The organism is Pelistega indica (assembly GCF_000506865.1).
Classification (GTDB): Bacteria; Pseudomonadota; Gammaproteobacteria; order Burkholderiales; family Burkholderiaceae_B; genus Taylorella; species Taylorella indica.
Window position 1 is genome coordinate 20,363 of sequence record NZ_AYSV01000087.1, and the last position, 25,157, is coordinate 45,519.

Genomic DNA, 25,157 nt, shown 5'->3' on the forward strand with positions numbered 1-25,157 from the left:
AAGATTATGTTTAAGCTCGATGTGAAAGATATTCATAAATCATACGGTCAGAATGAAGTATTGAAAGGTGTATCCTTACAAGCAAAGGCTGGTGATGTTATTGCCATTATTGGTTCTAGTGGCTCAGGAAAAAGTACGTTCTTACGCTGTATTAATTTTTTAGAGTTCCCAGACAGTGGTTCAATTACTGTATTAGGTGAAACTATTGCGTTAGAAAAAGATAAACGTGGTCGTACACGAGTGAGTGATGAGAAAAAGCTTCAATCATTCCGTACGAAATTGGCAATGGTATTTCAACATTTTAATCTTTGGGCGCATATGACAGCGCTAGAGAATATTATTGAAGCACCTATTCATGTACTTGGTTTGAGTAAAGATGAAGCACTAAAGCGTGCTCGCCATTACTTGCAAAAAGTAGGTTTACCAGAAACAGTTGAAAATCAATACCCTTCGCAGATGTCTGGTGGTCAACAACAGCGTGTAGCAATTGCCAGAGCTTTAGCGATGGAGCCAGAAGTAATGCTTTTTGATGAACCTACTTCAGCGTTAGACCCAGAGTTGGTGGGTGAGGTATTAAAAGTAATGCAAAAGCTTGCTGAAGAAGGGCGTACCATGATTGTAGTGACTCACGAAATGGGTTTTGCGCGTAATATTGCTACACAAGTGATGTTCTTGCACAAAGGCTGTGTAGAAGAACAAGGCACTCCTGATGAAGTGTTTAATCATACGAAGAGCCAACGTCTTCAACAGTTTTTGTCAGGTAATCTTAAGTAATAATTATTCATGGTTAAGGTTGTTTTATGACCATCACTACAGTCGCTCTCTTTCTACTCTTAGGTTGTTTTAGCGGTTTTTTTGCTGGACTATTAGGTGTAGGAGGGGGGATGATTATTGTGCCTTTTCTTACGGCCATTTTTTCTCTCTACCATCTTGTTCCTCCAGAGTATATTGTACATATTGCGATTGCTACAGCGATGGGGACAATCGTTTTTACGTCACTCTCTAGTATGCGTGCTCACCATAAGCGAGGTGGTGTAATTTGGTCTATCGTACTACAAATTACGCCAGGTATTCTTATAGGTGGCTTATTGTCAGGATCAGTGATTTTTCAGTGGTTAAATACAGCTTGGTTATCTTTTGTGTTTTCCTTGTTTGTGTTTTACTCTGGGTTTAATATGCTACGGAACAAGAAGCCTAAACCCTCACGTCAGTTGCCTGGCATGATTGGAATGACATCGGTTGGTATCATCATTGGCCTGATTTCTGGATTGGTGGGGGCTGGCGGAGGTTTCTTATCTGTGCCTTTTATGGTATGGTCAAATGTACCGCTTAAAAAGGCGGTGTCTACATCAGCAGCAATAGGTTTTCCGATTGCTGTTGCCAATAGTATTGGATATATTATTGGAGGCATTCAAACACTGGGTATTCATGGTCATTTATTTGGCTATATTTATTGGCCTGGTTTATTGGTGCTTATACTGATGAGTATTCTATTTGCTCCGATGGGTGCCAAATATGCTCATATTCTTCCTGTCGATAAACTCAAGAAAATTTTTGCTTGCTTGTTGTTTTTGATTTCAATTCTTATGATGCACAAAGCCTTAGTTGAATTTGGACTATTAAATTAATTGAGTGAATAGCTTGCCACGCAAAATTAAAAAAAAGGCTTGTGAACGATCTTAGGCTAGTGACTACTTCTCTAGCCTTTTTTATTTGGCTGATGCTTAGGATGCCTAAAAACCGTAGAGTCTGCATAGAAGTACTCATCTTGGCTCTCCATCCAATTAGGAATACCAAAAATTTGAATAGGAATATAGGGCTTTTCAGATAAGGTTTCTGGTTGTAAAAATGAGGTTAAATACTTATCAATTTGTTTAATGTCTGCAAGTGTGAAACGTTTGGGTGAGTATCCTTGAGTGATGGTTGAAAGCGCTATATTTTCCGAAGATGTCTGTTGAGCAATTGTAGAGGGAATGCGTATCGCGTGTGCAGTTATGCTTTTATAAGGGGTAACGAGCTTTTCTAATAGAGCATGACCAAAAACCATTACTTTGGTTTCAGCCCACAACGGGCGTAATTCACAAAAGGCTTTTTGCCATTCTTTCGCTTTGAGTGCAGTCCAGAGTTCATCAGGGCATTGAATTAAAAAACCATTTTCATCAAACACGGTAAGTGTATCGCGTACAGCGCCCCGAACACGAGTCCCTAAATGCTCAATTTGTTGCTGATGTAAGTAGTTAAAATGGGCTTTGGTTTTTGGAAAATGAAACCAGCATAGAGCATTAAAAAAATCATGTAAACCATCTCTTGTTGGAATTTGATGGTATTGATAGATAAAGGATTCGTAACTTATATCCGTTGGTAAACAGGCTTGAGGCACAAAGCTATGACTATTAGAAAAGTGTGCTGGACGAATAGTATTTAAGTAATTAGCGACAGCTCCTTCACTTGAAACAAGGGTAGGAATAGTATGCAAAAAAGACTCCCACCCTTGCCAGTAAGCATCCTTTAATTGGATGTTTTTTAATGAAGATAAAGGCATTATTTGCGATTAAACTCCACCATTGGTGGTTGGTTTCCCCAAGGCATTAAAGGTACTGTAGAAATACTGTTATAAGGTGAGCCGTCAATGATTTTTTCACTGATAACTAAGTAAACTAACGCATTATTTGCTGGATCAGCAACTCGTGTTACATTTAAATCCTTAAACAAGAGGCTCATACGTTGCGTGAATATTTTTTCTTTAATGGGTGGTATTCCTTTAGACGCTTTTAATGGACCAACTTGCGCACAAGAGATTGAAAAACGAGAAGGGTTTTCTGCAACGCCTAAGGCACCTGATACACCACCCGTTTTAGCGTGAGAAAGATGACAAATAACACCGTCAATATCTGGATCTTTGAATGATTTGATACAGACCTTATCGTTATTAACAACTCGCCATGTTGTGCTGATACAGCCAACTTCTTCAGCATGAACAGTTTGTATAAATCCACCACTGATAAAGCATAGTAATGACAATAGTATTTTTTTCATAGTAAAAGTCCTTTTAGGTTTTTTACCCTATATAATCTCCAATTATTTTAGCAAAACCTAGCGAAAATTAACATTTTGAGACTGTTGATTGCTTGAAATTAGCCGTAATATATATACCGATTAAAATTGCATTAATCTTCAAAAAATCCTGTATAGTAGCGCTGAATGAGTACGTTAGATAAATTACGAATTGATAAATGGCTATGGGCTGCACGGTTTTATAAGACTAGGTCCTTAGCCGTAGATGAAATATTAAAAACCAGAGTATTGGTTAATGGGCAAGCTTGTAAGCCTGCTCGAGAGGTCAAGGTAGGTGACAAGATAAGTATAAAGCAAGGCAATTGTGAAAAAGAGGTTATTGTCAACGCATTAAGTTCAGTTAGAGGGCCAGCTCCAGTGGCACAGCTTCTATATGAAGAAACACCAGATAGTGTCATGAAAAGGGAGATGGAGAAAGAACGCAAACGTTTTGCGAGTGAGCCAGCTGAAAGTTATACACATGGTCGCCCGACAAAACGAGACAGACGCCAATTAGAAAACTGGCGCAACATGTTTTAAGCTAAAAATTTATATTTATAGAAGGAGTAAATTAAATGATGAAATCTAAGCAAATTTTAGTAGCAACTATGGTGGGTATTGCTATGGTAGCAAGTGGTTCAGCTATGGCGGCGACTGGAAAGGCTAAGAAAGTCGCAAAGACTAATGATGAAGTGCAAAAAATTATTTATACTTGCAAAGGCAATAAAAATCTGGATGTTGTATATATCAATACAGCAAAAAGCTCTTATGCCATGATCACTCAATCTGATGAAATTATTCCCTTAGAAATTTTCCCAATGGCATCTGGTGCAAACTATAAATCTATGGATAAAAACTATACTTATCAATTACTCACAAAAGGTAAATCTGCAACGTTAGAAGCAGATGGTAAGGCGATTTATGAGGATTGTACAATCGCTAACTAGTTATATCAGTACGATATAGATGATTTATTCTTAGAAACTAAGAATAGACAAACGCCAACTTTAAAGATTACAATTTTTAAAGTTGGCTTTTTTATGTCTTGAAGGTTTTTATGCGTGAATTACGTTTTTCTTACCCATTAACGGTACTACTATTTACTGTATTACCAGCTCTCTTAGGCTTTATTGTAGGAGCCTTTTTCTTTATTTATCATCTTTTCACGCATATGGGGGGAGACTTAAAAATAGGTTTAGCCTTTCAAACATGGATGCTGACCATTATGCATGGAATAGTAATGTACGGTATTCCTGCACTAGTATTGGGTATTATTAGTGTGTTTCTACTTGATAAGGGGATGTCTAAGAAGGCAATAGTACTATTTAGTGTTATCACGATGATAGTGATGGTATTGTGGGCATTATTTACCGTAGAATTTACAGGAAATACATTACTAGTAGCGCTACTAGCTCTATTTGGGAGTTATCAATGGATGTATTTCTTATCGGTACCACATACTCAAAGAGTAGTGCCTAAATTATTTAATGATGCAGAATAATGATGTATTTATAAGGCATCATTGATGCTTAACGATTAACAATAATATTGTATGTGTGGTACCTATGTTCTCCGACTTTCTTGATGCGTTAGTGTTTGGTTTATCCGTTACTTTACCAAGCATGTTGTTATTGTTCCTTGGTTGGTATGTAAACAAGAGCCATCAAGTAGATGCAAAGTTTTGTGATCAAGCATCTAAAATAGTCTTTCGCTATTCAATGCCTGCCTTATTATTTTTTAGCATTTATAGCAACCATTCTCCTTTTTTAGAACAATTGAATTTAATTTTTTCGGGGATAGTGGCGAGCTTGATTTTGTTTATTGGAGCAGAATTTTTTGCAAGACGTTATGTGGCTAATCCAAAAGATAGAGGCGTATTTGTCCAGGGTGTATTTCGTAGCAATACCATGATTATGGGGCTAGCATTTGTGTCTAGTGCTTATGGTGCCCAAGGGGTGGCTATAGGTGCAATTTTTGGCGGGGCGATGACGTTGTTATTCAATGTGTTAGCTGTCTTAACATTAAGTCGTTCTGACGGAAATAATCAACGGCTTAGTGCTAGTTTTGTGATGAAGCAAATTTTGAAAAATCCATTAATTCTAGCGATTTTGGCTGCATTGTTATGTAAAACCATACCGATACCGATATCTCCTTTATTAGAGGAAACAGGAAGTTATTTATCGCGATTAGCGTTACCACTCGCATTAATCTGTGCAGGTGCCACATTAGATGTTAGAAGTATGTTTAAAATGGTTGACATAGCACTATGGGCAAGCATAGGGCGATTGTTGTTTGCACCTTTGGTAACAGTGTTAGTAGCGTTTTTCTTTGGTTTAGAAGGCGTATCCATGGGCGTAATCTTTCTTATGACAGCAACACCTGTGGCGGCGGCGAGTTATGTCATGGCTAAGGCAATGGGCGCAAATGATGTGGCAGCGGCAAATATTATCGGTATTACAACCGTAGGTGCTATGCCGGTTGCAGCCCTTGGAGTCGTTGCTTTACGTATGATGGGTTGGATGTAAGCTTGAGAAGCAATATTGCTTCAAAAAAGTGCATTTCTGTGGAAAATTTGTGCAAAAAGTCCTGGTTTTTATTAGGTATTACCCTAGTTTTGGGGGGATTAGGGTATTTTTTAGTTGTTTCAATGCTTTTCAAAAAAGAAATAGTTTGTATAATCACGATAAGGATTGGCTATTGAGAGGCCTTTAATCTATGAGTTTTTACAATCAATTCTATTGGAGTAACCATGGAAGCTTTTAACAACTTTATCAATGTGATAAACGGTATTGTATGGGGGCCATATATGCTGTTTTTCCTCGTTGGAACGGGTGTTTTATTATCTATCCGTCTGGCATTTTTACAATTTAGAATGTTGCCGTTTGCATTAAAACAAGCTTTTAGCAGACACCCGAACAGTCATGAGCATGAAGGGGATGTTTCTCAATTTGGTGCACTTATGACTGCGTTATCAGCCACGATTGGTACTGGTAATATTGCAGGTGTAGCCACTGCTGTTGTGGTAGGTGGAGCGGGTGCAGTATTCTGGATGTGGATTACGGCTATTTTTGGTATGGCAACAAAATACGCCGAAGCGATTCTAGCGGTGAAATATCGTGTGGTAAATGCCAAAGGTGAAATGAATGGTGGCCCAATGTACTACCTTGAGAAAGGTTGTAACATGAAATGGTTAGGTCTTATTTTCGCCTTCTTAGGGACGATTGCTTCTTTTGGTATTGGTAGCTCAGTACAGTCAAACTCTGTGGCTGATTCAGTACGTACAAGCCTTGGAATTGATCCATGGATTACAGGTGTCGTTCTAACAGTGTTTACGGCTATTGTAATTTTGGGTGGTATCAAAAGTATTGCTCGGGCAGCTTCATTCATTGTGCCAATTATGGCAATCGTTTATGTAATTGGTGGGTTGATTATTATTTTTGCTAATATTGATTTAGTTGGTCCAGCTATTAGTAAAATTTTCAGTACAGCATTCTCTGGTGATGCGCTTATCGGTGGTGGTATTGGGGTAGCTATTCGCTATGGTGTCGCTCGTGGAGTCTTCTCTAATGAGGCCGGTATGGGTTCTGCGCCAATTGCAGCAGCGGCAGCAAAAACTGACCACCCTGGCCGTCAAGCGTTAATTTCAATGACTGGTACATTCCTTGATACTATCGTGGTATGTAGTATTACTGGTATTGTTTTAGTGATGGGCGATCTTTATGCTGGTGGTGATAAAGGTGCTGCCTTAACAGTATTAACTTTCAATAAAATGTTACCTGGTATAGGTGGAGCAATTGTGACCTTTGGTCTTATTTTCTTTGCTTACTCAACTATTTTAGGTTGGTGTTACTATGGCGAGAAATGTGCTTCTTACGTATTCGGTGAGGGTTTTGTGCCTATTTATCGTATTATTTATGTGGCGTCGGTAATGGCAGGTACAGTACTTAGCTTGGATTTAGTATGGAACTTAGCGGATACTTTCAATGGATTAATGGCTATTCCTAACTTAATCGGTTTAGTGTTGTTATCTGGTGTTGTGGTTAAAGAAACCAAAGATTTTATTGAAAAACGTAAATCTGGTGAGCTTCCATAAGCCTTAAACTCATGTCTTTCTAGATTTCTAGAAAATAACTAGGTTAACCCGATTAAGTATATCTATATGCTTGGTCGGGTCTATTTTTAAAGGCTATTAATCATTCAAAAGTTAACGCAATAGATAAATAGATATATCAGCAAAAGCCCTAGTATTATTGCAATGCAGAAAATGATTAAATAACCATTGTTGTAAGTTTTTTTATTGTTAGTTTGATGAAGGTTTTTCATTATGTTTAAAAAATCATTACTTATTTCTAGTTTACTGATGACGGTTATGGCTAGTACACAAGCGCTTGCTAGTACAAAATGGGATTTGCCGTCAGCTTATCCAGAAAGTAATTTTCATACTCAAAACTTAAAAGCATTTGCCGACAATGTAGCTAAATTAAGTAATAACGAGCTAACAATTACGCTGCATCCTAATGCTTCTTTGTTCAAAGCGCCAGAAATTAAGCGTGCTGTCCAAGGTAATCAAGCACAAATTGGTGAAATTATTTTGACTAACTTTGCTAATGAGGATGCTATTTTTGAATTAGATGGTGTGCCATTTGTTGCATCTGGGTATGATGCTGCGTGGAAACTATATCAAGCACAAAAACCATTCCTTGAGAAAAAATTAGAATCTCAAGGTATGAAATTATTGTATACAGTAGCTTGGCCACCACAAGGTATCTTTGTGAACAAAGAGCTTAACTCTGTCGCTGATCTAAAAGGTCTTAAATGGCGTGCGTATAGCCCTGTAACTGCTAAGATCGCTCAGTTAGTGGGTGCGCAGCCAGTGACTATCCAGCAAGCCGAATTGACTCAAGCATTAGCAACAGGTGTCGTAAACTCATTAATGACATCCAGTGCAACAGGCTATGATATTAAAATTAATGAATATATCAAGTACTTCTATGACAATGAAGCATGGTTACCTAAAAATGCTGTGATTGTGAATAAAAAAGCCTTTGATCAGTTAAATCCAGCTCAGCAAAAAGCATTGCTAGAGGCGGGAGCTCAAGCTGAGAAAGATGGCTGGGCGCTATCTCGTGAAAAAACAGATTTCTTTAAGTCTGAGCTAACTAAAGCTGGTTTGAAAATCATACAACCATCAGAAGCCTTACAAAAGGAATTTGTAGAAACAACTAAAGTTATGCTTGATGATTGGGTAAAACGTGCCGGCGATGATGGCAAAAAATTACTCGAGACATATCAACAAAAATAAGCCATGTTAAGGAAGTTTTTGAATGGTTTATATAATGCGGCTGCGTATGCAGCTGCATTATTTATGGTTGGTATTTTAGTCTGTGTGTTATTACTGGTTATTGGTCGCCAGATCGATTGGCATTTGTCAGGCTAAATGCCTATTCAGGTTATTCAATGGCAGCAGCAGGGTTCCTTTCGTTAGCTTATACGTTCCGACATAATGAGCATATTAGAGTGACTTTGCTATTAAATGCGGTATCTCCAAAATGGCGAAATAGTTTAAATTTAATTTCGCTATTGATTGCTACTTTACTTGCTATTTGCATTGCTTACTTTAGCGTCAATTTAGTGGTGCAATCTTATCAGTTTAATGACTTATCTGTAGAAGAAGATGCTACCCCTCTATGGATACCTCAATTAGGTATGGCAATTGGATGTGTAATATTTGCTATAGCACTTATTGAAGAGTTTGTTCTTACCTTATTTAACAAGGGTGATTTGGATCCACTACATGCGGTATCCTCTCACTAATCACAATGACTGAAAGTTTTGTAATTCTAGTTTTATTAGTCTCTATATTAGGCTTTTTAGCTAGTGGAGTATGGGTTGGTTTGGCGTTATCGGGCAGTGCTTGGATAGTGATGGAGTTTTTTTCTGCTAGACCAGCTGGTGATGCTATGGCTATTTCTATTTGGGGGGCATCATCTAGCTGGACGTTAACGGCATTGCCTTTGTTCTTATGGATGGGAGAGATTCTGTTTCGCACCAGATTGTCTAGTGATTTGTTCAAAGGTGTATCTCCTTGGTTGGATGCTATTCCGGGCCGTCTGTTACATACCAACATTGTAGGTTGTGCTATTTTTGCTGCTGTTTCTGGGTCATCAGCAGCAACTTGTGCCACTATTGGTAAGATGACAATTCCTGAACTACGTCAAAGAGGTTATCCAGATAAAATGATTTTGGGTACCTTAGCAGGCGCAGGGACATTGGGCTTATTAATTCCTCCGTCAATCATTATGATTGTGTATGGCGTATCGGCCAATGTGTCTATTTCTAAATTATTTATGGCAGGGGTATTTCCAGGAATATTATTAGCTCTCTTGTTTATGAGCTATATTTTTATCTGGGGCTTACGTCATCCTGACCAAAATCCTAAGGCAAGTATTAAGTTAAGTTTTTTCGAGAAAATTAAAGCATCAGGTAGTTTAATCCCTGTGGTAGTGCTCATTTTAGCCGTGCTAGGATCTATTTATACGGGAATTGCTACTGCCACAGAGGCGGCGGCTGTTGGCGTTGTTGGTGCGCTTTTGATTGCTACATTACAAGGTGATATGAGTCGCAAAGTGTTTATGGAGTCCTTGATGGGGGCTACACGAATGTTTTGTATGATTTCTTTGATTCTTTGTGGTGCACAGTTTCTGACCTTAGCAATGGGGTATATTGGATTACCTAATGCCTTAGCTCAATGGATTGCGTCATTAGGTTTATCACAACTAGGGTTAGTTATCGTTTTAATGATCTTTTTCATTATTATGGGATGCTTCCTAGATGGAATTTCTTTGGTTGTATTGACGATGGGCGTATTATTACCAACTGTTGAGGCAGCCGGCATTGATTTGATCTGGTTTGGTATTTTCTTAATTTTTGTGATTGAGATGGCGCAAATTACACCTCCTGTAGGGTTTAACTTATTTGTTTTATCAGGAATGGCAAAAAAAGAAATTACTTATATCGCTAAGGTATCAGTCCCTATGTTTTTGATTATGATTGTGGCGGTATTTGCTATTTATTATTTCCCGCAAATAGTACTTTGGTTACCACAGAATATTAATTAGTTAGCCATCTGCATAGACAAAAATTAGTAAAAACAAACGATTTATCATTCTCCTACAGAATAAAACAGTTACAATCACTGAGTTTATTTGTAGGAGGTTTTTTAATGAACTCAACTCAGTTTGTTAAGGCTTTTTTAAACGGTAGTTTAGTTAAGCAAATCATCATTGCCTTGGTTCTAGGCATATTTTTAGGGGCTGTAGCGCCAGAAGTGGCTCTCAAGTTTGAAATCCTTGGATCCTTATTTGTAGGTGCTTTAAAGTCGGTTGCACCGATTCTTGTATTTATTTTGGTGTTGGCTGCCATTGCCCGTCAAGATATTGGTGCATCAGCCAATATGCGTCCTATCATTATGCTTTACATTATTGGGACATTAGCGGCTTCATTAGTCGCCGTGGTGATAAGTTTTCTCTCGCCTGTGACATTGGTATTGCCAAATCCGGAGCAGGTATCTAGTGCGCCAAGTGGTATTCTTGAAGTATTAAAAACGCTAGTATTTAAAATCGTAGATAATCCAATCAATGCCTTAAGTACGGCAAATTATATTGGTATCTTAACGTGGGCTATTCTTATCGGTGCTGCATTGCGTATTGCTGTTCCTCATACGAAAGTAGTGGTAGCAGATATTGCTACAGCAATTACTAAAGTAGTGCAATGGGTAATTCGTTTAGCTCCTTTTGGCGTTTTTGGTATTGTAGCTCATACTGTAGCGACTACTGGTTTGTCGGGATTAGTAAGTTATGCTCATTTACTAATCGTCTTAGTTGGCGCAATGTTCATTGTTGCGTTAGTCGTAAATCCTATTATCGTATGGTTTAAAATCCGCCGTAATCCGTACCCACTTGTTTGGATGTGTTTAAAAGAAAGTGGCATGATGGCTTTCTTTACACGTAGCTCTGCTGCTAATATTCCAGTAAATATGAATTTGGCTAAGAAACTTGGTTTATCTGAAGAAACTTATTCAGTATCAATTCCTTTAGGGGCGACTATCAATATGGCAGGAGCAGCTATTACGATTGCTGTGTTAGCTTTGGCGGCTGCTCATACCTCAGGTATACAAGTTTCTATGATAGAAGCCTTATTATTATGTGTATTGGCTACGTTAGGAGCTTGCGGTGCATCGGGTGTGCCAGGTGGTTCATTATTGTTAATCCCAATGGCTTGCAGTCTTTTCGGAATTAGTAACGAAGTAGCAGCTCAAGTAGTGGCTGTTGGTTTTGTGATTGGTGTGATTCAAGACTCGTGCGAAACAGCGCTTAATTCATCAACAGATGTATTGTTTACAGCGGCATCGGATATGGCTATCCGTGAGCGTGCCTCTAGCTAGAGCATAAGTCTAGGTAAATTATGCTTTTTTAGTAGAGAAGATGGCTTTATGCAGTGAGTTGCTAGTTAACTTGCGCTTAGTGGCCAATTTTCTTAGTGCTGAATGAGGTGCTTCCAAATTACTCCCTATAAGTCGGATGCTTATGGGGAGTAATTCATTTATAGTACTTAATTTAGATCACCACTGATAAAGTTGATTTAAATGACGGTGATACTTTTAGTTTTTTATTAGAGGTTAAAAAAATGTCTAAAACTGAATACATCCTAAAATAGCCGCTAGGATTAATAGTAAGCCAGTATGTATATTAGCCTTAAACAAGGCATGACTTTTTTCAGGTTTATTTAAATCAAAACTTTTGAGTTGCCAATAAAGATGAATAGCGACCAATGCAATGGCAGGATAATAGCCAATTTCCATAGGCATTAATATGCCCGCTACTAGCCATAAGATAATACTAGCCGCATAAAAACCACTTAACCAATATAGACCTTTATCGCCAAACTTGCGTGCAGTTGAGCGTAGTCCTAATTTGGCATCATCTTGAATATCTGTGTAAGCATATAGCGTGTCATAACCAATTTGCCAAGTCACCGCACCCAACCACATAAGTACAGCGCCTAAGGGTAGAGAGTTGATGGTATCTGTCCATGCCATTAACATGCCCCAGTTAAATGCTGCTCCTAAGACTGCTTGAGGCCAATAGGTAAAGCGTTTACATAGTGGATAGATAATAACTAGAGGAACGAGTGCTAGGGCAAGCCAACGGCTATAAGGGTTGATAAAAAATAGTAATAGTGCTGAAAGAGCAAATTGGACAATTAGAAAAATAACGGCTTTTTTTAAACTGATTTGTCCACTAGTTAAGGGTCTAAAGCGAGTACGCTCAACGTGTTTATCAAAATCACGATCCCAGATATCATTGATCGTAGAGCCTGCACTGCGCATTAATAGGGCACCAATAGAAAAAACAATAAGTCTCCACCAATTAGGCATTCCATGATCGGCTTGAATCAGAGCGGCAATACATGGGAGTAAAGTTAACCATGTACCCACCGGTCGATCTAGACGCGCTAAGCGGGCATATGGCCCCCAAGACTTTGGCAGATAGTTAGCTACCCAATCATTATGATAAATATCGCTTAAATCTGGTGTTGTTTGGTTCATGTGTATTTTATAGTTGGACAGTTATTTAGTAACAATGAGTAAGCACTATTGTACCTATTCTTAGTTTTGTTTATTTGAAGAAGATAAGTTATTTAATCTAAAAAAAATATCAATGTTAGAATAAAAAACTATGACAACAGAATAAATAAGAGGATATACGAGTAGTATTCTCTGAACAATAAGGATAAAGTATGTTTGTAATTGAACAATTTGATACAACACTTAGTAAACAAAAACAATATGAGCAATTAGTTGAACAACTTCGCTATTTGCTAGAAGGTGAACATAATTTAATTGCAAATGCGGCCAATATGAGTGCATTGGTTTACCATCAGTTGCCTGACTTGAATTGGAGTGGTTTTTATTTATTTGATGGTAGTGAGCTTGTTTTGGGACCTTTTCAAGGAAAGGTGGCATGTGTACGTATCGCCTTGAGTCGAGGAGTGTGTGGTGCAGCAGCGAGTACTAGAGAAACTCAATTAGTGCCAGATGTCCATGCTTTTCCTGGTCATATCGCTTGTGATTCTGCGTCACAGTCGGAAATTGTGGTGCCTTTGATTAAGGATGGGCAATTGATTGGCGTCTGGGATGTGGATAGCCCTGTGCTTAATCGATTTGATGAGGAAGATAAAAAAGGTATGCAAGCACTGTGTGAGGTGTTTGTGAATTCATTAAGATAATTTTGCAAAGAGTAAGGAGGGTTTAATGTCTAATACCATTGAAATTATTGCTACGGTGTTATTTGTTTTAGCAATTATTCATACATTCTCTGTGCCAGTTTTTGCAAAATTAGCCCATAAAGGAGGTTCACACTCAGGTATTTGGCATTTAATGTCAGAAGTGGAGGCTGTGTTTGGTGTATGGGCTACAGTGCTAATTGTATTTATGGCACTTGCTCAAGGGGTAGACTCTGCTGTTCATTATATGGACTCACGTAATTTTACTGAACCGCTGTTTGTGTTCGTTATTATGGTGATTGCAGGTAGCAGACCAATCATTGAATTAGTTAAATCAATTGTTAAAATTTTGGCTAAGGTAGTCCCATTTCATACCGGTGTGAGTTCTTTTTTTATTACATTAAGTCTCGTTCCTTTAGCTGGCTCATTTATCACTGAACCAGCAGCAATGACGTTGGCTGCCTTAATGCTAAAAGAGTCTTTTTTCAAACGTAGTAAGAATCTTAAATATAAATACTTAGTGGTTGGGGTGTTGTTTGTGAATATCTCTGATTGGGGGGGTATTGACTTCTTATGCTGCTCCTCCGGTATTAATGGTGGCTCAGACCTTTGGTTGGGATAGTAGTTTTATGGCGGAGCATTTTGGATGGCGAGCTGTTATTGCTATTCTTATTAATAGTGCAATCGCAACAATTATTTGTAAACAAGAAGTAATGATGACAACTGATTTTCACAACATGGAAAAGCAGAATAATGCCTCTCAACAAACCCAGAAAAGAGAGCCTGTACCATTTACCTTTATGCTTATTCATGCGTTATTCTTGCTTGGCGTGGTGGTATTTGCTCATCATACACCTATATTTCTCGGTATTTTGATGTTATTTATTGGATTCTGTGGTGCTTATGCTCGTCATCAAAATCCATTAATGATTAAAGAGGGCTTAATGGTAGGTTTCTTCCTGGCGGGGTTAATTATTTTGGGTGGTTTACAAAAATGGTGGCTACAGGACTTATTAGCAGGCCTATCACCTATGGCCTTATTTTGGGGGACGACAGCACTAACAGCTGTAACAGATAATGCCGCCTTGACTTACTTAGGTTCTTTGGTAGATGGGACCACAGAATTATGGCGTTATATGCTTGTAGCTGGTGCCGTGACTGGTGGTGGTTTAACAGTGATTGCGAATGCGCCAAACCCAGCAGGTTTTGCTATTTTAAGAAAATCTTTCCCTTCTGAGGCTATTTCTCCAAGAAATCTTATTTTGGCAGCGTTGGGACCGACTCTAATTTCAGCATGTTTATTTTTATTGCCAGTTTAATAAACAAATAAAACAAAGCGTTGTAAAAGAGTTAAAATAGGCGGTTAAGTTTTTATTTTTACAAGGTTTCTGATTATTAGAAACTGTGTATTATTTTAAAAGAGAGTTTTTAACGTGCCTATTTACGCTTATCGTTGCTCAAATTGTGGTTATACCAGAGATGTTTTACAAAAAATGTCTGATGCACCACTGACAAAATGCCCTGAATGCCAAAAAGAAACATTCACTAAACAAGTGACAGCTGCTGGCTTCCAGTTAAAGGGTACTGGTTGGTATGTGACGGATTTCCGTGGTGGAAATACTAATGGCAACAATAATGGGGGCGACAAATAGCATTTTGTCAGGGAAATAATCATTGGTATTTCCTTTTAAAGCATAACAACATTAGCACAGGCTAGTGTCAGAATATTAAAAAATTTTCGGAGTATTTTCATGACTCGTACGTGTTATACAGGTGATGTAAACCTAGAACATTTAGATCAAACAGTCACGTTATATGGTTGGTGTCATCGTCGTCGTGACCATGGTGGTGTTATTTTTGTTGACTTAAGAGATCGCGAAGGATTGGCACAAATAGTATTTGATCCAGATAACCAAGATGCCTTTAAAATTGCTGAGAGTATTCGTAATGAATATTGCTTACGTATTACTGGTTTAGTACGTCGTCGCCCAGAAGGTACGACTAATAATGATATTAAATCGGGTCAAATTGAAGTGTTATGCCGTACGGTAGAAGTACTGAATCCGTCAGTAACGCCTCCATTCCAATTAGATGAGGATAATTTATCGGAAACTATCCGTTTAACTCATCGTATTATTGATTTGCGTCGCCCTGTAATGCAAAACAACTTGAAATTACGTTATCGAGTGTCTATTGAAGCGCGTAAGTACCTAGATTCCTTAGGCTTTATTGATATTGAAACACCTATGTTGACGCGTTCAACACCAGAAGGAGCACGTGACTATCTTGTACCATCACGAGTACATGACGGTCAGTTTTTTGCACTTCCACAATCACCTCAGTTATTCAAACAGATGTTAATGGTGGCGGGGTTTGATCGCTATTACCAAATTACTAAATGCTTCCGTGATGAGGACTTGCGTGCCGATCGTCAGCCTGAATTTACACAGATTGACTGTGAAACTTCATTCTTAAATGAAGAGCAAATTCGTGAAATTTTTGAAGGTATGATGCGTCATATTTTCAAGGAAGTAAAAGGTATTGATTTACCAAATCCTTTCCCTATCATGTCTTGGGATGAAGCGATGGCGCGTTTTGGTTCAGATAAACCAGATATGCGTATTAATTTAGAATTCACAGACTTTACTGAGTTAATGCGTGATGTAGAGTTTAAAGTGTTTAATAGTGCAGCGAATATGGCTGGTGGTCGCGTAGTAGCTTTACGTATTCCTCAAGGTGGCGAAATGTCACGTAAAGAAATTGATGACTACACACAATTTGTAGCTATCTATGGCGCAAAAGGCTTGGCTTATATCAAAGTTAATGAAAAAGCCAAAGGCCGCGATGGTTTACAGTCACCAATCGTAAAAAATATTAATGATGCTGCGTTAGAAGAAATTTTAGCGAAAACAGGTGCTCAAGATGGTGACATTATTTTCTTTGGCGCTGATAAAGCTAAAGTAGTTAATGATTCAATGGGGGCTTTACGCGTTAAGATTGGTTTAAGTGAGTTTGCTAAAGCAAAAGGTTTATTCACGCCAGAATGGAAACCATTGTGGGTAATCGATTTCCCAATGTTTGAATATGATGAGGGAGAAGGTCGTTACTTCGCAGCACATCATCCATTTACTAGTCCAAAAGATGGTCATGAGGATCTATTAGAAACTAATCCAGAAAAAGCGTATGCTAAAGCTTACGACATGGTATTAAATGGTTGGGAAGTTGGTGGTGGCTCTGTGCGTATCCATAGAGAAGAAGTACAAAGCAAAGTATTCCGTGCATTAAACATTGATGCTGAAGAGGCTCGTGCTAAATTTGGTTTCCTATTGGACGCCTTACAATATGGTGCACCTCCACACGGTGGTTTAGCATTTGGTTTAGATCGTTTAGTAACATTGATGACAGGTTCAGACTCTATCCGTGATGTCATTGCGTTCCCTAAAACACAACGTGCTCAAGACTTGTTAGTTCAAGCACCATCACCAGTAGATGAAAAACAATTACGAGAATTACATATTCGCTTACGTAACCCAATCGAAGTGAAATAATTCAGTCAATTGTGATTATTCAGTGAGTAATGAATTAAAGCCCACTTTTACGTGGGCTTTAATTATTTGAAGATGAGTTTTCGGCGTGCAGGGTTTCATGTAGTCCTCGTAATTTATGATTTTTGTTAGATGTGATGAAAGCCTGCACGTCAAAAATAAAAAAAGAGGAGATTTTAACGTGGTGTTTTCGGCGTGCAGGGTTTCACACGTAGAAATTTTTACGGTTTAGGCGAAAGCCTGCATGTCAAAATTTACGCCAATTCTTTACGGACAATCTCTGCACCAGCACTTAATGCATATAATTTTTCTCTTGCTACCTGACGTGATAGGGGAGCCATGCCACAGTTAGTACAAGGATACAGTTTGTCAGCATCAACAAATTGCAATGCTTTTCGAATTGTGTTTGCCACTTCTTCAGGGGTTTCAATAGTATTAGTGGCTACATCAATCGCACCAACCATTACTTTCTTACCTCGAATGAGTTCAATTAAATCCATTGGAACATGAGAGTTATGACATTCTAGAGAGATGATATCTATCTTCGATTGTTGTAATTTTGGGAATGATTCCTCATATTGACGCCATTCGGAGCCAAGCGTTTTTTTCCAATCCGTATTTGCTTTAATGCCATAGCCATAGCAAATATGTACAGCAGTTTCGCATTTTAAGCCTTCAATAGCTCTTTCAAGAGTGGCGACACCCCAGTCATTTACTTCATCAAAGAAAACATTAAATGCGGGTTCATCAAATTGAATAATATCTACACCAGCTGCTTCTAACTCCTTGGCTTCTTCATTTAGAATTTTCGCAAATTCCCAAGCTAGTTTTTCACGACTCTTATAATGAGCATCATAAAGCGTATCAATCATTGTCATCGGTCCTGGTAAAGCCCATTTGATCGGCTGTTTCGTATGTTGACGAAGAAATTTGGCATCATCCACAAAAACAGGCTTAACACGTGCAACGGCATCATAGACAGTGGGAACGCTAGCATCATAACGATTACGAATTCTGACCGTCTCTCGTTTTTCAAAATCTACACCACTTAAGTGTTCAATAAAGGTAGTAACAAAGTGTTGGCGTGTTTGCTCTCCATCACTAATGATGTCAATACCTGCTGTTTCTTGTTCTTTTAAAGCGACTAATAACGCATCTCTCTTTTGCCTCTAGAAGAGCATCACCTTCCAGTTTCCATGGCGACCATAATTTTTCTGGCTCTGCTAACCAAGAGGGTTTAGGTAAGCTTCCTGCTGTTGACGTAGGAAATAATTTTTTCATAGCAAATAACCTTTTAAATTTAAAGTGAATAATTAGCAGCCCATTGAGTCAGAATGGTTTGATAGGGTTTAATGAAATATGTTTCGGTAAATTTACCTTGATTAATGGCTAATTGAGAGCGCTCCACGCGGTCATACTCAACTTGTACGGAAGAGTAATCCTGATTGGTTAAGCTAGGTTGATAGATTTTTCCCGCTGCCGTATTGGCGTTATAAATCTCAGGGCGATAAATTTTTTGGAAACTTTCCATGGTACTGATGGTAGCGATTAATTCTATATTTGAATAATCATTTAACAAGTCTCCAGAGAAATAAAATGCTAGAGGAGCAACACTATTTTTAGGCATAAAATAGCGAACATGTAATCCCATTTTGGCAAAGTAATCATCGGTCAATGAATATTCATCTTGTTCATACTCAATACCTAGAATAGGGTGGTGATTTTGGGTTCGTTTATAAACTTTACTACTAGAAACGCTTAAACAAATCACGGGTTGTTTTGTAAAGTTTTCTTTATAAACATCAGAATTTAAAAATGCTTTGAAAAGTTTGCCATGTAATTCACCATAAGCATCAGGTAAAGAAAATTCTTTTTTGTTTTTATTATGTTCTAATAGCACCACGCTAAAATCGTAGTCACGAACATAGGAAGAAAAACTATTACCAACAATACCTTCATAGCGCTTATTATATTTGCTATCAACTACGGTCGTTTTTAGTACCTCAATGATGGGAAAATAATTATTATTCTTTTCAATATCCACATCTACAGAAATAATTTCTAATTCCACTGCATAACGATCACCAGTTGGATTATCCCAATCAGCAAGATTATTGAAGCGATTATTGATCATATCAATGGCTTTACGTAAATTGCTTTGTCTGCTTTCTCCGCGAGCTAAATTAGCAAAGTTTGTAGTTAGACGAGTATTAGTAGAAGGCTCATAGTTTTCATCAAAAGGCGTTCGCTTGAGTTTAAATACCAATTCATTAGACATAGTGTTCTTCCTTTATACGATATTTTAAGTGCACAGTGTTTTGCCGTCAGTAAAGAGGGCTATGGCACTATTAGAAATAGAAGATGTGGATAAGCTTGTTACAGCGATAGGAAAATAGTGTAATCTACTATATTTATGAAGTAAAATGATATTTTTTAAATTAAATATGAATTTAATTCATAAAAAAAACATATAGGATAAAATAAAACGTATAGGGTAAAAAATAAGGTAGCAATGAGAAAATAGAATGAAATTATCTCAGTTAGTGGTAATAGTTACACATTGCTATGGCTAATATAGGTAGCGTTAGTTTAAGAAAATGAGTTGACTATGTATCAGAGGTAATTAAATCAACATGAAGAATATATGGATATGTCTAACCAGTCGTATAAAAAGGATAGGTTTCGTAAAAAAACCTATCCAATAAACTATAAAGAATGACCTAGAGGAATATGACTGTTCCAATCTACCGGTATTATGAGGGTGCTTTATTATCTCTATATACTCTGACTAAGTTGCTCCATTACTTGTGGGTTTTCGAGAGTAGAGGTATCTTGAGTCACTTCTTCCCCTTTAGCTAAAGAACGTAATAATCGGCGCATAATTTTACCCGAGCGAGTTTTTGGTAGATTTTCACCAAAACGAATATCATCGGGTTGAGCAATTTTACCAATTTCTTTTGCTACCCATGCTTTTAGTTCAGCCGCTATTTTTTGAGCCTCTTCACCGACAGGGCGATCACCTTTTAACATCACAAAAGCAACGACAGCTTCACCTTTTATATCATGCGGCTTGCCTACCACAGCGGCTTCAGCAACTAGCGGATGAGCTACAAGGGCAGATTCAATTTCCATTGTGCCTAGGCGGTGACCTGAAACATTAAGGACATCGTCAATACGCCCCATGATGCGAATATAGCCATCTTCATCACGTGCTGCCGAGTCACCTGCTAAGTATAGTTTATGACCAAACTCTTCAGGGAAGTAGGTTGATACAAATCGATTGTCATCGTTATAGACTGTGCGTAATAGCGATGGGAATGCACAGCGAATGACCAATGAGCCTCCTTGACCATTTGGTACAGAATTACCCGTTTCATCGACGATATCGACCATAATGCCCGGTAATGGTAACGTGCAAGAGCCTGGTTTGGTAGGGAATGCACCAGGGATAGGAGCAATCATATTAGAGCCAGTTTCTGTTTGCCACCATGTATCTACGATAGGGCAACGAGAACCTCCCACTTTTTCGTAATACCACATTCCATGCTTCAGGATTGATAGGCTCACCTACAGAGCCTAATAACCGTAGAGAAGATAAATCAAATTTTTCAGGTAAGTCAGCCCCTAATTTAATTAGTGAACGAATGGCGGTAGGCGCTGTGTAGAATGTGGTTACTTTGTGTTTTTCAATCATTTGCCAAAAACGAGAGGCATCAGGATAAGTGGGCACACCTTCAAATACAATTTGTGTTGCTCCTACCGCTAGAGGACCATAACAAATATAGGTATGACCAGTAATCCAACCCACATCAGCAGTACACCAATAGACATCGCTTGGTTTGTAGTCAAAAACCCAATTCATAGATAGAATGGCACCAAGTAGATAACCACCAATATGGTGCTCTACACCTTTGGGTTTACCTGTAGAACCAGAAGTGTAAAGGATAAAGAGAGTATCCTCAGCATTCATTACTTCTGGCTCGCACACAGTACTTTGTCCTTTAATAATGTCATGCCACCATACATCACGATTGTCGGTCCATGCTACCTCAGTATCTGTGCGTTTGAATACAATAACTTTTTCAATGGACGGACAATCACCATTAGCAAGAGCTTCGTCTACAGTTGCTTTTAATGGTGTACGCTTGCCACCACGAACACTCTCATTGGCTGTAATAATAACTTTGGCTGCCGCATCTTTAATACGGTCTTTTACTGCGCCAGCAGAGAAACCACCGAATACAACAGAGTGAATTGCGCCAATACGTGCGCAAGCTTGCATAGCGATAACTGCCTCGGTAATCATAGGCATATAGATAATTACACGATCCCCTTTTTGAACATCTAAGCTTTTTAGGGCATTGGCAAATTCGCAAACCTTATCGTGTAGCTGTTGGTAGGTTATTTTTTCACTTGTGCCGTCATCCTTTTCAAAAATAATAGCGGTTTTATCGGCTTTATCTTTGAGGTGGCGATCAATGCAGTTATAAGAAATGTTTAGTTCGCCATCTGCGAACCATTTAAAGAAAGGAGCTTTGCTTTCGTCTAGTACTTGAGTAAAAGGCTTGTGCCAAGAAATATGTTCATTGGCTAGGTCGCGCCAAAAACCTTCGTAATCTTGTTCTGCTTTTGCACATAATGCCTTGTACGCTTCCATTCCACTGATATTTGCCTGTTTAACAAATTCTTCGCTTGGAGGGAAAACACGATCCTCTTTTAAGACAGTCTCAATAGCTGACATAAAGCACTCCTTTAATTTCTTGAATCAATTGTCTTTATTTCTATTGTCTATTGTGCAAAGTTTATGGCTTGAGGTAAATGAGTAAAAACGCTAATTTCTGCAAAGTAGATAGCACATATTTCGTAGAAAAGAGTATGATTATAGGAGTAAATTTAACCGTTGGAGAATAACAATGACAACAGAAATACAAACATCTTTAAAAGGAAAAGTCGCTTTAGTAACAGGTGCCGCTAGTGGCTTAGGAAAAGAAATTGCTGAAACATATGCTAAAGCGGGTGCAGCGGTAGGTGTGGCTGATTTGAATATTGAGGGTGCGAATGCAGTAGCTGCACAGATTCGAGAAGCTGGTGGTAAGGCGATTGGTTTAGCTATGGATGTGGCAGATGAGGACCAAGTAAATAAAGGAGTAGCTGATTTAGTTGCTGAATTTGGTGGTATTGATATTTTAGTATCTAATGCAGGCGTTCAGATTATTGACCCTATTCATAAGTTTGAATTTGCTAAATGGAAAAAAATGTTAGCTATTCACCTAGACGGTGCATTTCTTACAACTAAAGCGGCTCTTGAGCATATGTATAAAGATGATAAAGGTGGTGTTGTTATTTATATGGGCTCTGTACATTCACATTTAGCTTCTAAATTAAAAGCACCATATGTTACCGCCAAACACGGTTTATTAGGATTAGCACGAACATTGGCTAAAGAGGGGGCTCCTCACAATGTACGCTCTCATGTTATTTGCCCTGGTTTTGTAAAAACTCCTTTGGTTGAGAAACAAATTGCTGAGCAAGCAAAAGAATTGAATATTAGTGAAGAAGATGTAGTGAAAAAAGTAATGTTGGGTGACACTGTTGATGGTGAGTTTACGACTGCTCAGGATATTGCTCAAACAGCCTTATTCCTTGCTGCATTCCCTAACAAAGCATTAACAGGACAATCTGTTGTCGTTAGTCACGGGTGGTATGTTCACTAATGCAGAGTCGTTTAAAAGATTATGATAGTATTGCTCTCGTTCTTCAGGGTGGGGGTGCTTTAGGTTCCTATCAGGCTGGCGTTTTCGAAGGGCTGAGTGCACAAAATATTCAGCCTGATTTTATTGCGGGTATTTCAATTGGAGCATTAAATGCTGCAATTATTGCAGGAAATCCGCCAGAAACTCGCATTGAACAACTCAGAAAATTCTGGGATAGGATCTGTACTCCTTACAAGGGCTGGTCTTTACTACCTTGGTTAGAGGGAAATGCTTTATTAAATAACAATAATTTAAGTCGTTGGGGATATTCGCATCTTGGTGGTTTGGGGGCGTTGATGGAGGGGCAAAAAGGTTTTTTTAAGCCCCGCCGATGGGATCAACTTGCTTGGTTAGACAGCTCCCCTGAAACAGTAAGTTTTTACGATACATCTGATTTAAAACAGACATTACTTGATTATTGTGATTTTGACCGGATTAACAGCAAACACTCAAAAATTCATATAGCGGTTGGTGCTGTACAGGTAAGAACGGGTAATTTTGTTTATTTTGATAATCGAAAAGAAGAGTTAAAGCCTGAGCATTTTATGGCTTCTGGTGCACTACCTCCTGCTTTTGCTCCCGTAGAAATTAATGGTGAGTTTTATTGGGATGGTGGCGTAGTTTCTAATACGCCTCTGGATTATGTTTTGAATGAAAGCAAGAAGCGTAATCATCTAGTATTTCAAGTGGATTTATGGAGTGCCAGAGGTGAAGTGCCACGAAATCTTTGGATGGTTGCGAATAGGGAACAGGAGATTCGTTACTCCAGTCGAACTCGTTTTGCAACAAATCAGTGGAAATACAAGCAAAAAATAGCCCATTTGCTGGCTGAACTCTTAAAAGATATTCCGGAGGAGCATCGTAAATCGCGTGTTTATAAAACGGCATTAGCGATGGCGGATATTAAAAAAACGAATGTCGTGCAATTGATTTATCGTAATAAATCTTACGAAGTCAATAATAAAGAATTTCAATTTAGTGAAGCAACAATGCGTATGCGTTGGGAAAGTGGTTTGGAAGATATTCAGAAAGTATTTGATCATCCAGAGCTGATGGATTTCCCTACTGATGAAGAGATTTTTACTTCGCATGACACCCACCATATAGTAGAAAATACGCTTTCAGAGTAAACTACTGCAACGTAATTTGATAAGGAACCCAAAATGCGCTTAGATGATTGGCAACAGAGTAGAAATATTGAGGATAGACGTAACTCCTCAATGGGTGGTGGGCGTCCCTCTTTTGGTGGTGGACGAAAATTAGGCCTAGGTACTATAGTGTTGGCACTTGCCGCATGGTACTTTTTAGGTATTAATCCCATGTCTATTATTGGTGGTGGTGATATCTTAAGCCAGATGACAGGTGACTCAGGCTATTCGGCTCAATATGAGACATCAGGTACGGTAGGTCAGGAAATGACGGATGCTGAAGGGCAGTTTGTGTCTAAAGTATTAGGGACGACAGAAGCTGTTTGGACAAAGATTTTTCAACAGAATGGCTGGGGGACATACCCAAAACCGAAACTAGTGCTCTATAGTGGAGCTACACGTAGTGGTTGTGGTGTTGGTCAGGCACAGATGGGACCATTCTACTGTCCAGCAGACCAAAAAGTTTATTTGGATTTATCCTTTTTCCGTGATACAGGTCGTCGTTTAGGCGTCAAAGGTGATTTTGCACAAGGTTATGTGATTGCACATGAGATTGGTCACCATGTGCAAAATCAATTAGGTATTCTCAATCAATTAGAGCAAGCAAAACGTTCTAATTCTCGTCAAGCTAACATGATTTCCGTATTATCAGAGTTACAGGCAGATTGTTTTGCGGGTATCTGGGCTAATGCGTTGGCACAATCGGGTAATGTGATTGAGTCAGGTGATATTGAAGAGGCGATGACTGCAGCTGAAGCTGTTGGGGATGATAGAATCCAGAAAAGCCAACAAGGCTACGCTGTTCCTGATTCATTTACCCACGGAACTTCTGCACAAAGGGTGAACTGGTTTACACGTGGTTTGAAATCAGGAGATGTTCATCAGTGTGATACGTTGAAATCGTAATTAGCCAACTACTCTGTAACCTCGGTTGGATAGGCATTGTTGAATAATATGTTTTTGTTTCTCATTGCCACTTAATCCTCCGGAGGTACCCCCAGTAATCGCACCGATAGCCGCACCTTGCCCAACAGTACTGCTATTGCCGACAATAGCACCGATGGCGGCACCAATAGCAGCACTAATACCCGCACTAGCTATCGTAGTGCCAGCAGTGTCTACCTGTTTAGCGAGTTCTTGACATTGACGTAAGTCTTCTTCATAGCGACTCATATCTTGACCATAAGTATCTACGATGGGGCGATAGCTAGAACCAGCACAAGCGGTGAGCGTCATGATTAAGCTAATGTTTATGACTGAAAGAGTAACCTTTTTCATGTTTGTTTGCCTTTAGAAGTAATTCAATATCATTTTATAATGCTATTAATACCAATAAGTTACAATGTTTGTGTTTGTTTTTCCATTACTTAACA

General features: G+C 38.6%; 20 protein-coding genes and 5 pseudogenes. 18 read left to right on the top strand and 7 right to left on the bottom strand.

Features of this window, described 5'->3' with window-relative positions:
- Nucleotides 1–6 precede the first annotated feature (6 nt).
- Nucleotides 7–774 carry an ABC transporter ATP-binding protein gene (locus V757_RS22050; protein ID WP_023951207.1) on the top strand — a complete coding sequence of 256 codons (768 nt, stop codon included), beginning with the start codon at nt 7–9 and terminating at the stop codon, nt 772–774.
- Between the two features lie 26 nt (nt 775–800).
- Complete coding sequence (locus V757_RS22055; protein ID WP_023951209.1) at nt 801–1,628, top strand: sulfite exporter TauE/SafE family protein; 828 nt, start codon at nt 801–803, stop codon at nt 1,626–1,628.
- 71 nt (nt 1,629–1,699) lie between these two features.
- On the opposite strand, the gene V757_RS22060 is transcribed toward V757_RS22055, so the two are convergent.
- Nucleotides 1,700–2,542 (bottom strand): DUF3025 domain-containing protein, encoded by an 843-nt coding sequence (locus tag V757_RS22060; protein ID WP_023951211.1) that lies wholly within the window; start codon nt 2,540–2,542, stop codon nt 1,700–1,702.
- Nucleotides 2,542–3,036 carry a CreA family protein gene (locus V757_RS22065; RefSeq protein ID WP_023951213.1) on the bottom strand — a complete coding sequence of 165 codons (495 nt, stop codon included), beginning with the start codon at nt 3,034–3,036 and terminating at the stop codon, nt 2,542–2,544. Before V757_RS22065 ends, V757_RS22060 begins: the two co-directional genes overlap by 1 nt.
- Nucleotides 3,037–3,201: 165 nt before the next feature.
- Here V757_RS22065 and V757_RS22070 point away from each other — a divergent pair, with 165 nt between their 5' ends.
- The 9 genes and pseudogenes from V757_RS22070 to sstT all read left to right on the top strand — a co-directional run bounded on the left by V757_RS22070 (nt 3,202) and on the right by sstT (nt 11,497).
- Nucleotides 3,202–3,594, top strand: coding sequence for an RNA-binding S4 domain-containing protein (locus tag V757_RS22070; RefSeq protein WP_023951215.1), 393 nt, complete (start codon nt 3,202–3,204; stop codon nt 3,592–3,594).
- Between the two features lie 35 nt (nt 3,595–3,629).
- The gene (locus tag V757_RS0114230; protein ID WP_031274615.1) at nt 3,630–4,001 is read left to right on the top strand and encodes an MliC family protein; all 372 of its coding nucleotides are present in this window, start codon (nt 3,630–3,632) and stop codon (nt 3,999–4,001) included.
- Between the two features lie 110 nt (nt 4,002–4,111).
- Nucleotides 4,112–4,555, top strand: a complete 444-nt coding sequence (locus V757_RS22075; RefSeq protein ID WP_023951217.1) for a hypothetical protein — start codon at nt 4,112–4,114, stop codon at nt 4,553–4,555.
- Between the two features lie 64 nt (nt 4,556–4,619).
- On the top strand, nt 4,620–5,579 hold the full coding sequence (locus V757_RS22080; protein ID WP_023951219.1) for an AEC family transporter: 960 nt from the start codon (nt 4,620–4,622) through the stop codon (nt 5,577–5,579).
- Nucleotides 5,580–5,803: 224 nt separating this feature from the next.
- Nucleotides 5,804–7,147 carry an alanine/glycine:cation symporter family protein gene (locus tag V757_RS22085; RefSeq protein ID WP_023951221.1) on the top strand — a complete coding sequence of 448 codons (1,344 nt, stop codon included), beginning with the start codon at nt 5,804–5,806 and terminating at the stop codon, nt 7,145–7,147.
- Nucleotides 7,148–7,378: 231 nt separating this feature from the next.
- Entirely contained in the window at nt 7,379–8,356 is a 978-nt protein-coding gene (locus V757_RS22090) for a TRAP transporter substrate-binding protein (protein WP_023951223.1), read from the top strand.
- A 3-nt stretch (nt 8,357–8,359) separates the two neighbouring features.
- Nucleotides 8,360–8,868 (top strand): annotated as a pseudogene (locus tag V757_RS22095) (TRAP transporter small permease).
- A 5-nt stretch (nt 8,869–8,873) separates the two neighbouring features.
- A complete protein-coding gene (locus V757_RS22100; protein ID WP_023951225.1) occupies nt 8,874–10,172 on the top strand; it encodes a TRAP transporter large permease in 1,299 nt (432 codons plus the stop codon).
- Between the two features lie 104 nt (nt 10,173–10,276).
- The gene (sstT, locus tag V757_RS22105; protein WP_023951227.1) at nt 10,277–11,497 is read left to right on the top strand and encodes a serine/threonine transporter SstT; all 1,221 of its coding nucleotides are present in this window, start codon (nt 10,277–10,279) and stop codon (nt 11,495–11,497) included.
- Between the two features lie 246 nt (nt 11,498–11,743).
- On the opposite strand, the gene ubiA is transcribed toward sstT, so the two are convergent.
- Nucleotides 11,744–12,661 carry a 4-hydroxybenzoate octaprenyltransferase gene (gene ubiA / locus V757_RS22110; RefSeq protein ID WP_023951229.1) on the bottom strand — a complete coding sequence of 306 codons (918 nt, stop codon included), beginning with the start codon at nt 12,659–12,661 and terminating at the stop codon, nt 11,744–11,746.
- 191 nt (nt 12,662–12,852) lie between these two features.
- Between ubiA and V757_RS22115 the strand changes: the two genes are divergently transcribed.
- From V757_RS22115 to aspS, 4 genes and pseudogenes are all read left to right on the top strand, one after another.
- Nucleotides 12,853–13,341, top strand: a complete 489-nt coding sequence (locus V757_RS22115) for a GAF domain-containing protein (protein ID WP_023951231.1) — start codon at nt 12,853–12,855, stop codon at nt 13,339–13,341.
- Between the two features lie 25 nt (nt 13,342–13,366).
- Nucleotides 13,367–14,657, top strand: a pseudogene (locus tag V757_RS22120) (putative Na+/H+ antiporter).
- 114 nt (nt 14,658–14,771) lie between these two features.
- Nucleotides 14,772–14,978, top strand: a pseudogene (locus V757_RS22125) (FmdB family zinc ribbon protein); the annotation flags it as partial.
- A 111-nt stretch (nt 14,979–15,089) separates the two neighbouring features.
- The gene (gene aspS / locus V757_RS22130) at nt 15,090–16,886 is read left to right on the top strand and encodes an aspartate--tRNA ligase (protein WP_023951235.1); all 1,797 of its coding nucleotides are present in this window, start codon (nt 15,090–15,092) and stop codon (nt 16,884–16,886) included.
- A 251-nt stretch (nt 16,887–17,137) separates the two neighbouring features.
- Here aspS and V757_RS22135 read toward each other — a convergent pair.
- The 3 genes and pseudogenes from V757_RS22135 to acs form a co-directional block, all read right to left on the bottom strand.
- Nucleotides 17,138–18,164: pseudogene (locus V757_RS22135) on the bottom strand (methionine synthase).
- Nucleotides 18,165–18,183: 19 nt separating this feature from the next.
- Nucleotides 18,184–19,161 carry a DUF1852 domain-containing protein gene (locus V757_RS22140; RefSeq protein WP_023951237.1) on the bottom strand — a complete coding sequence of 326 codons (978 nt, stop codon included), beginning with the start codon at nt 19,159–19,161 and terminating at the stop codon, nt 18,184–18,186.
- A gap of 497 nt (nt 19,162–19,658) precedes the next feature.
- A pseudogene (gene acs, locus V757_RS22145) lies at nt 19,659–21,624 on the bottom strand (acetate--CoA ligase).
- A gap of 172 nt (nt 21,625–21,796) precedes the next feature.
- On the opposite strand from acs, the gene V757_RS22150 reads away from it, so the two are divergent.
- The 3 genes from V757_RS22150 to ypfJ are packed head-to-tail and all read left to right on the top strand — an operon-like array spanning nt 21,797 to nt 24,690.
- A complete protein-coding gene (locus V757_RS22150; protein ID WP_023951238.1) occupies nt 21,797–22,597 on the top strand; it encodes a 3-hydroxybutyrate dehydrogenase in 801 nt (266 codons plus the stop codon).
- Nucleotides 22,597–23,766, top strand: a complete 1,170-nt coding sequence (locus tag V757_RS22155; RefSeq protein WP_023951240.1) for a patatin-like phospholipase family protein — start codon at nt 22,597–22,599, stop codon at nt 23,764–23,766. The genes V757_RS22150 and V757_RS22155 overlap by 1 nt, the downstream gene beginning before the upstream one ends.
- A 33-nt stretch (nt 23,767–23,799) precedes the next feature.
- Nucleotides 23,800–24,690 carry a KPN_02809 family neutral zinc metallopeptidase gene (gene ypfJ / locus V757_RS22160; protein ID WP_023951242.1) on the top strand — a complete coding sequence of 297 codons (891 nt, stop codon included), beginning with the start codon at nt 23,800–23,802 and terminating at the stop codon, nt 24,688–24,690.
- Here the strand turns inward: ypfJ and V757_RS22165 are convergent, their stop codons facing one another.
- Nucleotides 24,691–25,062 carry a glycine zipper domain-containing protein gene (locus V757_RS22165; protein ID WP_023951244.1) on the bottom strand — a complete coding sequence of 124 codons (372 nt, stop codon included), beginning with the start codon at nt 25,060–25,062 and terminating at the stop codon, nt 24,691–24,693.
- Between the last annotated feature and the right edge of the window lie 95 nt (nt 25,063–25,157).

Excerpts from the sequence above, each read along its gene's own strand:
- V757_RS22165 (WP_023951244.1), bottom strand. The coding sequence starts at position 25,062 with ATGAAAAAGGTTACTCTTTCAGTCATAAACATTAGCTTAATCATGACG.
- V757_RS22115 (WP_023951231.1), top strand. The coding sequence starts at position 12,853 with ATGTTTGTAATTGAACAATTTGATACAACACTTAGTAAACAAAAACAA.
- ypfJ (WP_023951242.1), top strand. The coding sequence starts at position 23,800 with ATGCGCTTAGATGATTGGCAACAGAGTAGAAATATTGAGGATAGACGT.
- ubiA (WP_023951229.1), bottom strand. The coding sequence starts at position 12,661 with ATGAACCAAACAACACCAGATTTAAGCGATATTTATCATAATGATTGG.
- V757_RS22065 (WP_023951213.1), bottom strand. The coding sequence starts at position 3,036 with ATGAAAAAAATACTATTGTCATTACTATGCTTTATCAGTGGTGGATTT.
- V757_RS22070 (WP_023951215.1), top strand. The coding sequence starts at position 3,202 with ATGAGTACGTTAGATAAATTACGAATTGATAAATGGCTATGGGCTGCA.
- V757_RS22075 (WP_023951217.1), top strand. The coding sequence starts at position 4,112 with ATGCGTGAATTACGTTTTTCTTACCCATTAACGGTACTACTATTTACT.
- V757_RS22050 (WP_023951207.1), top strand. The coding sequence starts at position 7 with ATGTTTAAGCTCGATGTGAAAGATATTCATAAATCATACGGTCAGAAT.
- V757_RS22090 (WP_023951223.1), top strand. The coding sequence starts at position 7,379 with ATGTTTAAAAAATCATTACTTATTTCTAGTTTACTGATGACGGTTATG.
- V757_RS22155 (WP_023951240.1), top strand. The coding sequence starts at position 22,597 with ATGCAGAGTCGTTTAAAAGATTATGATAGTATTGCTCTCGTTCTTCAG.
- V757_RS22150 (WP_023951238.1), top strand. The coding sequence starts at position 21,797 with ATGACAACAGAAATACAAACATCTTTAAAAGGAAAAGTCGCTTTAGTA.
- V757_RS22085 (WP_023951221.1), top strand. The coding sequence starts at position 5,804 with ATGGAAGCTTTTAACAACTTTATCAATGTGATAAACGGTATTGTATGG.
- aspS (WP_023951235.1), top strand. The coding sequence starts at position 15,090 with ATGACTCGTACGTGTTATACAGGTGATGTAAACCTAGAACATTTAGAT.
- V757_RS0114230 (WP_031274615.1), top strand. The coding sequence starts at position 3,630 with ATGATGAAATCTAAGCAAATTTTAGTAGCAACTATGGTGGGTATTGCT.
- V757_RS22100 (WP_023951225.1), top strand. The coding sequence starts at position 8,874 with ATGACTGAAAGTTTTGTAATTCTAGTTTTATTAGTCTCTATATTAGGC.
- sstT (WP_023951227.1), top strand. The coding sequence starts at position 10,277 with ATGAACTCAACTCAGTTTGTTAAGGCTTTTTTAAACGGTAGTTTAGTT.
- V757_RS22140 (WP_023951237.1), bottom strand. The coding sequence starts at position 19,161 with ATGTCTAATGAATTGGTATTTAAACTCAAGCGAACGCCTTTTGATGAA.
- V757_RS22060 (WP_023951211.1), bottom strand. The coding sequence starts at position 2,542 with ATGCCTTTATCTTCATTAAAAAACATCCAATTAAAGGATGCTTACTGG.
- V757_RS22080 (WP_023951219.1), top strand. The coding sequence starts at position 4,620 with ATGTTCTCCGACTTTCTTGATGCGTTAGTGTTTGGTTTATCCGTTACT.
- V757_RS22055 (WP_023951209.1), top strand. The coding sequence starts at position 801 with ATGACCATCACTACAGTCGCTCTCTTTCTACTCTTAGGTTGTTTTAGC.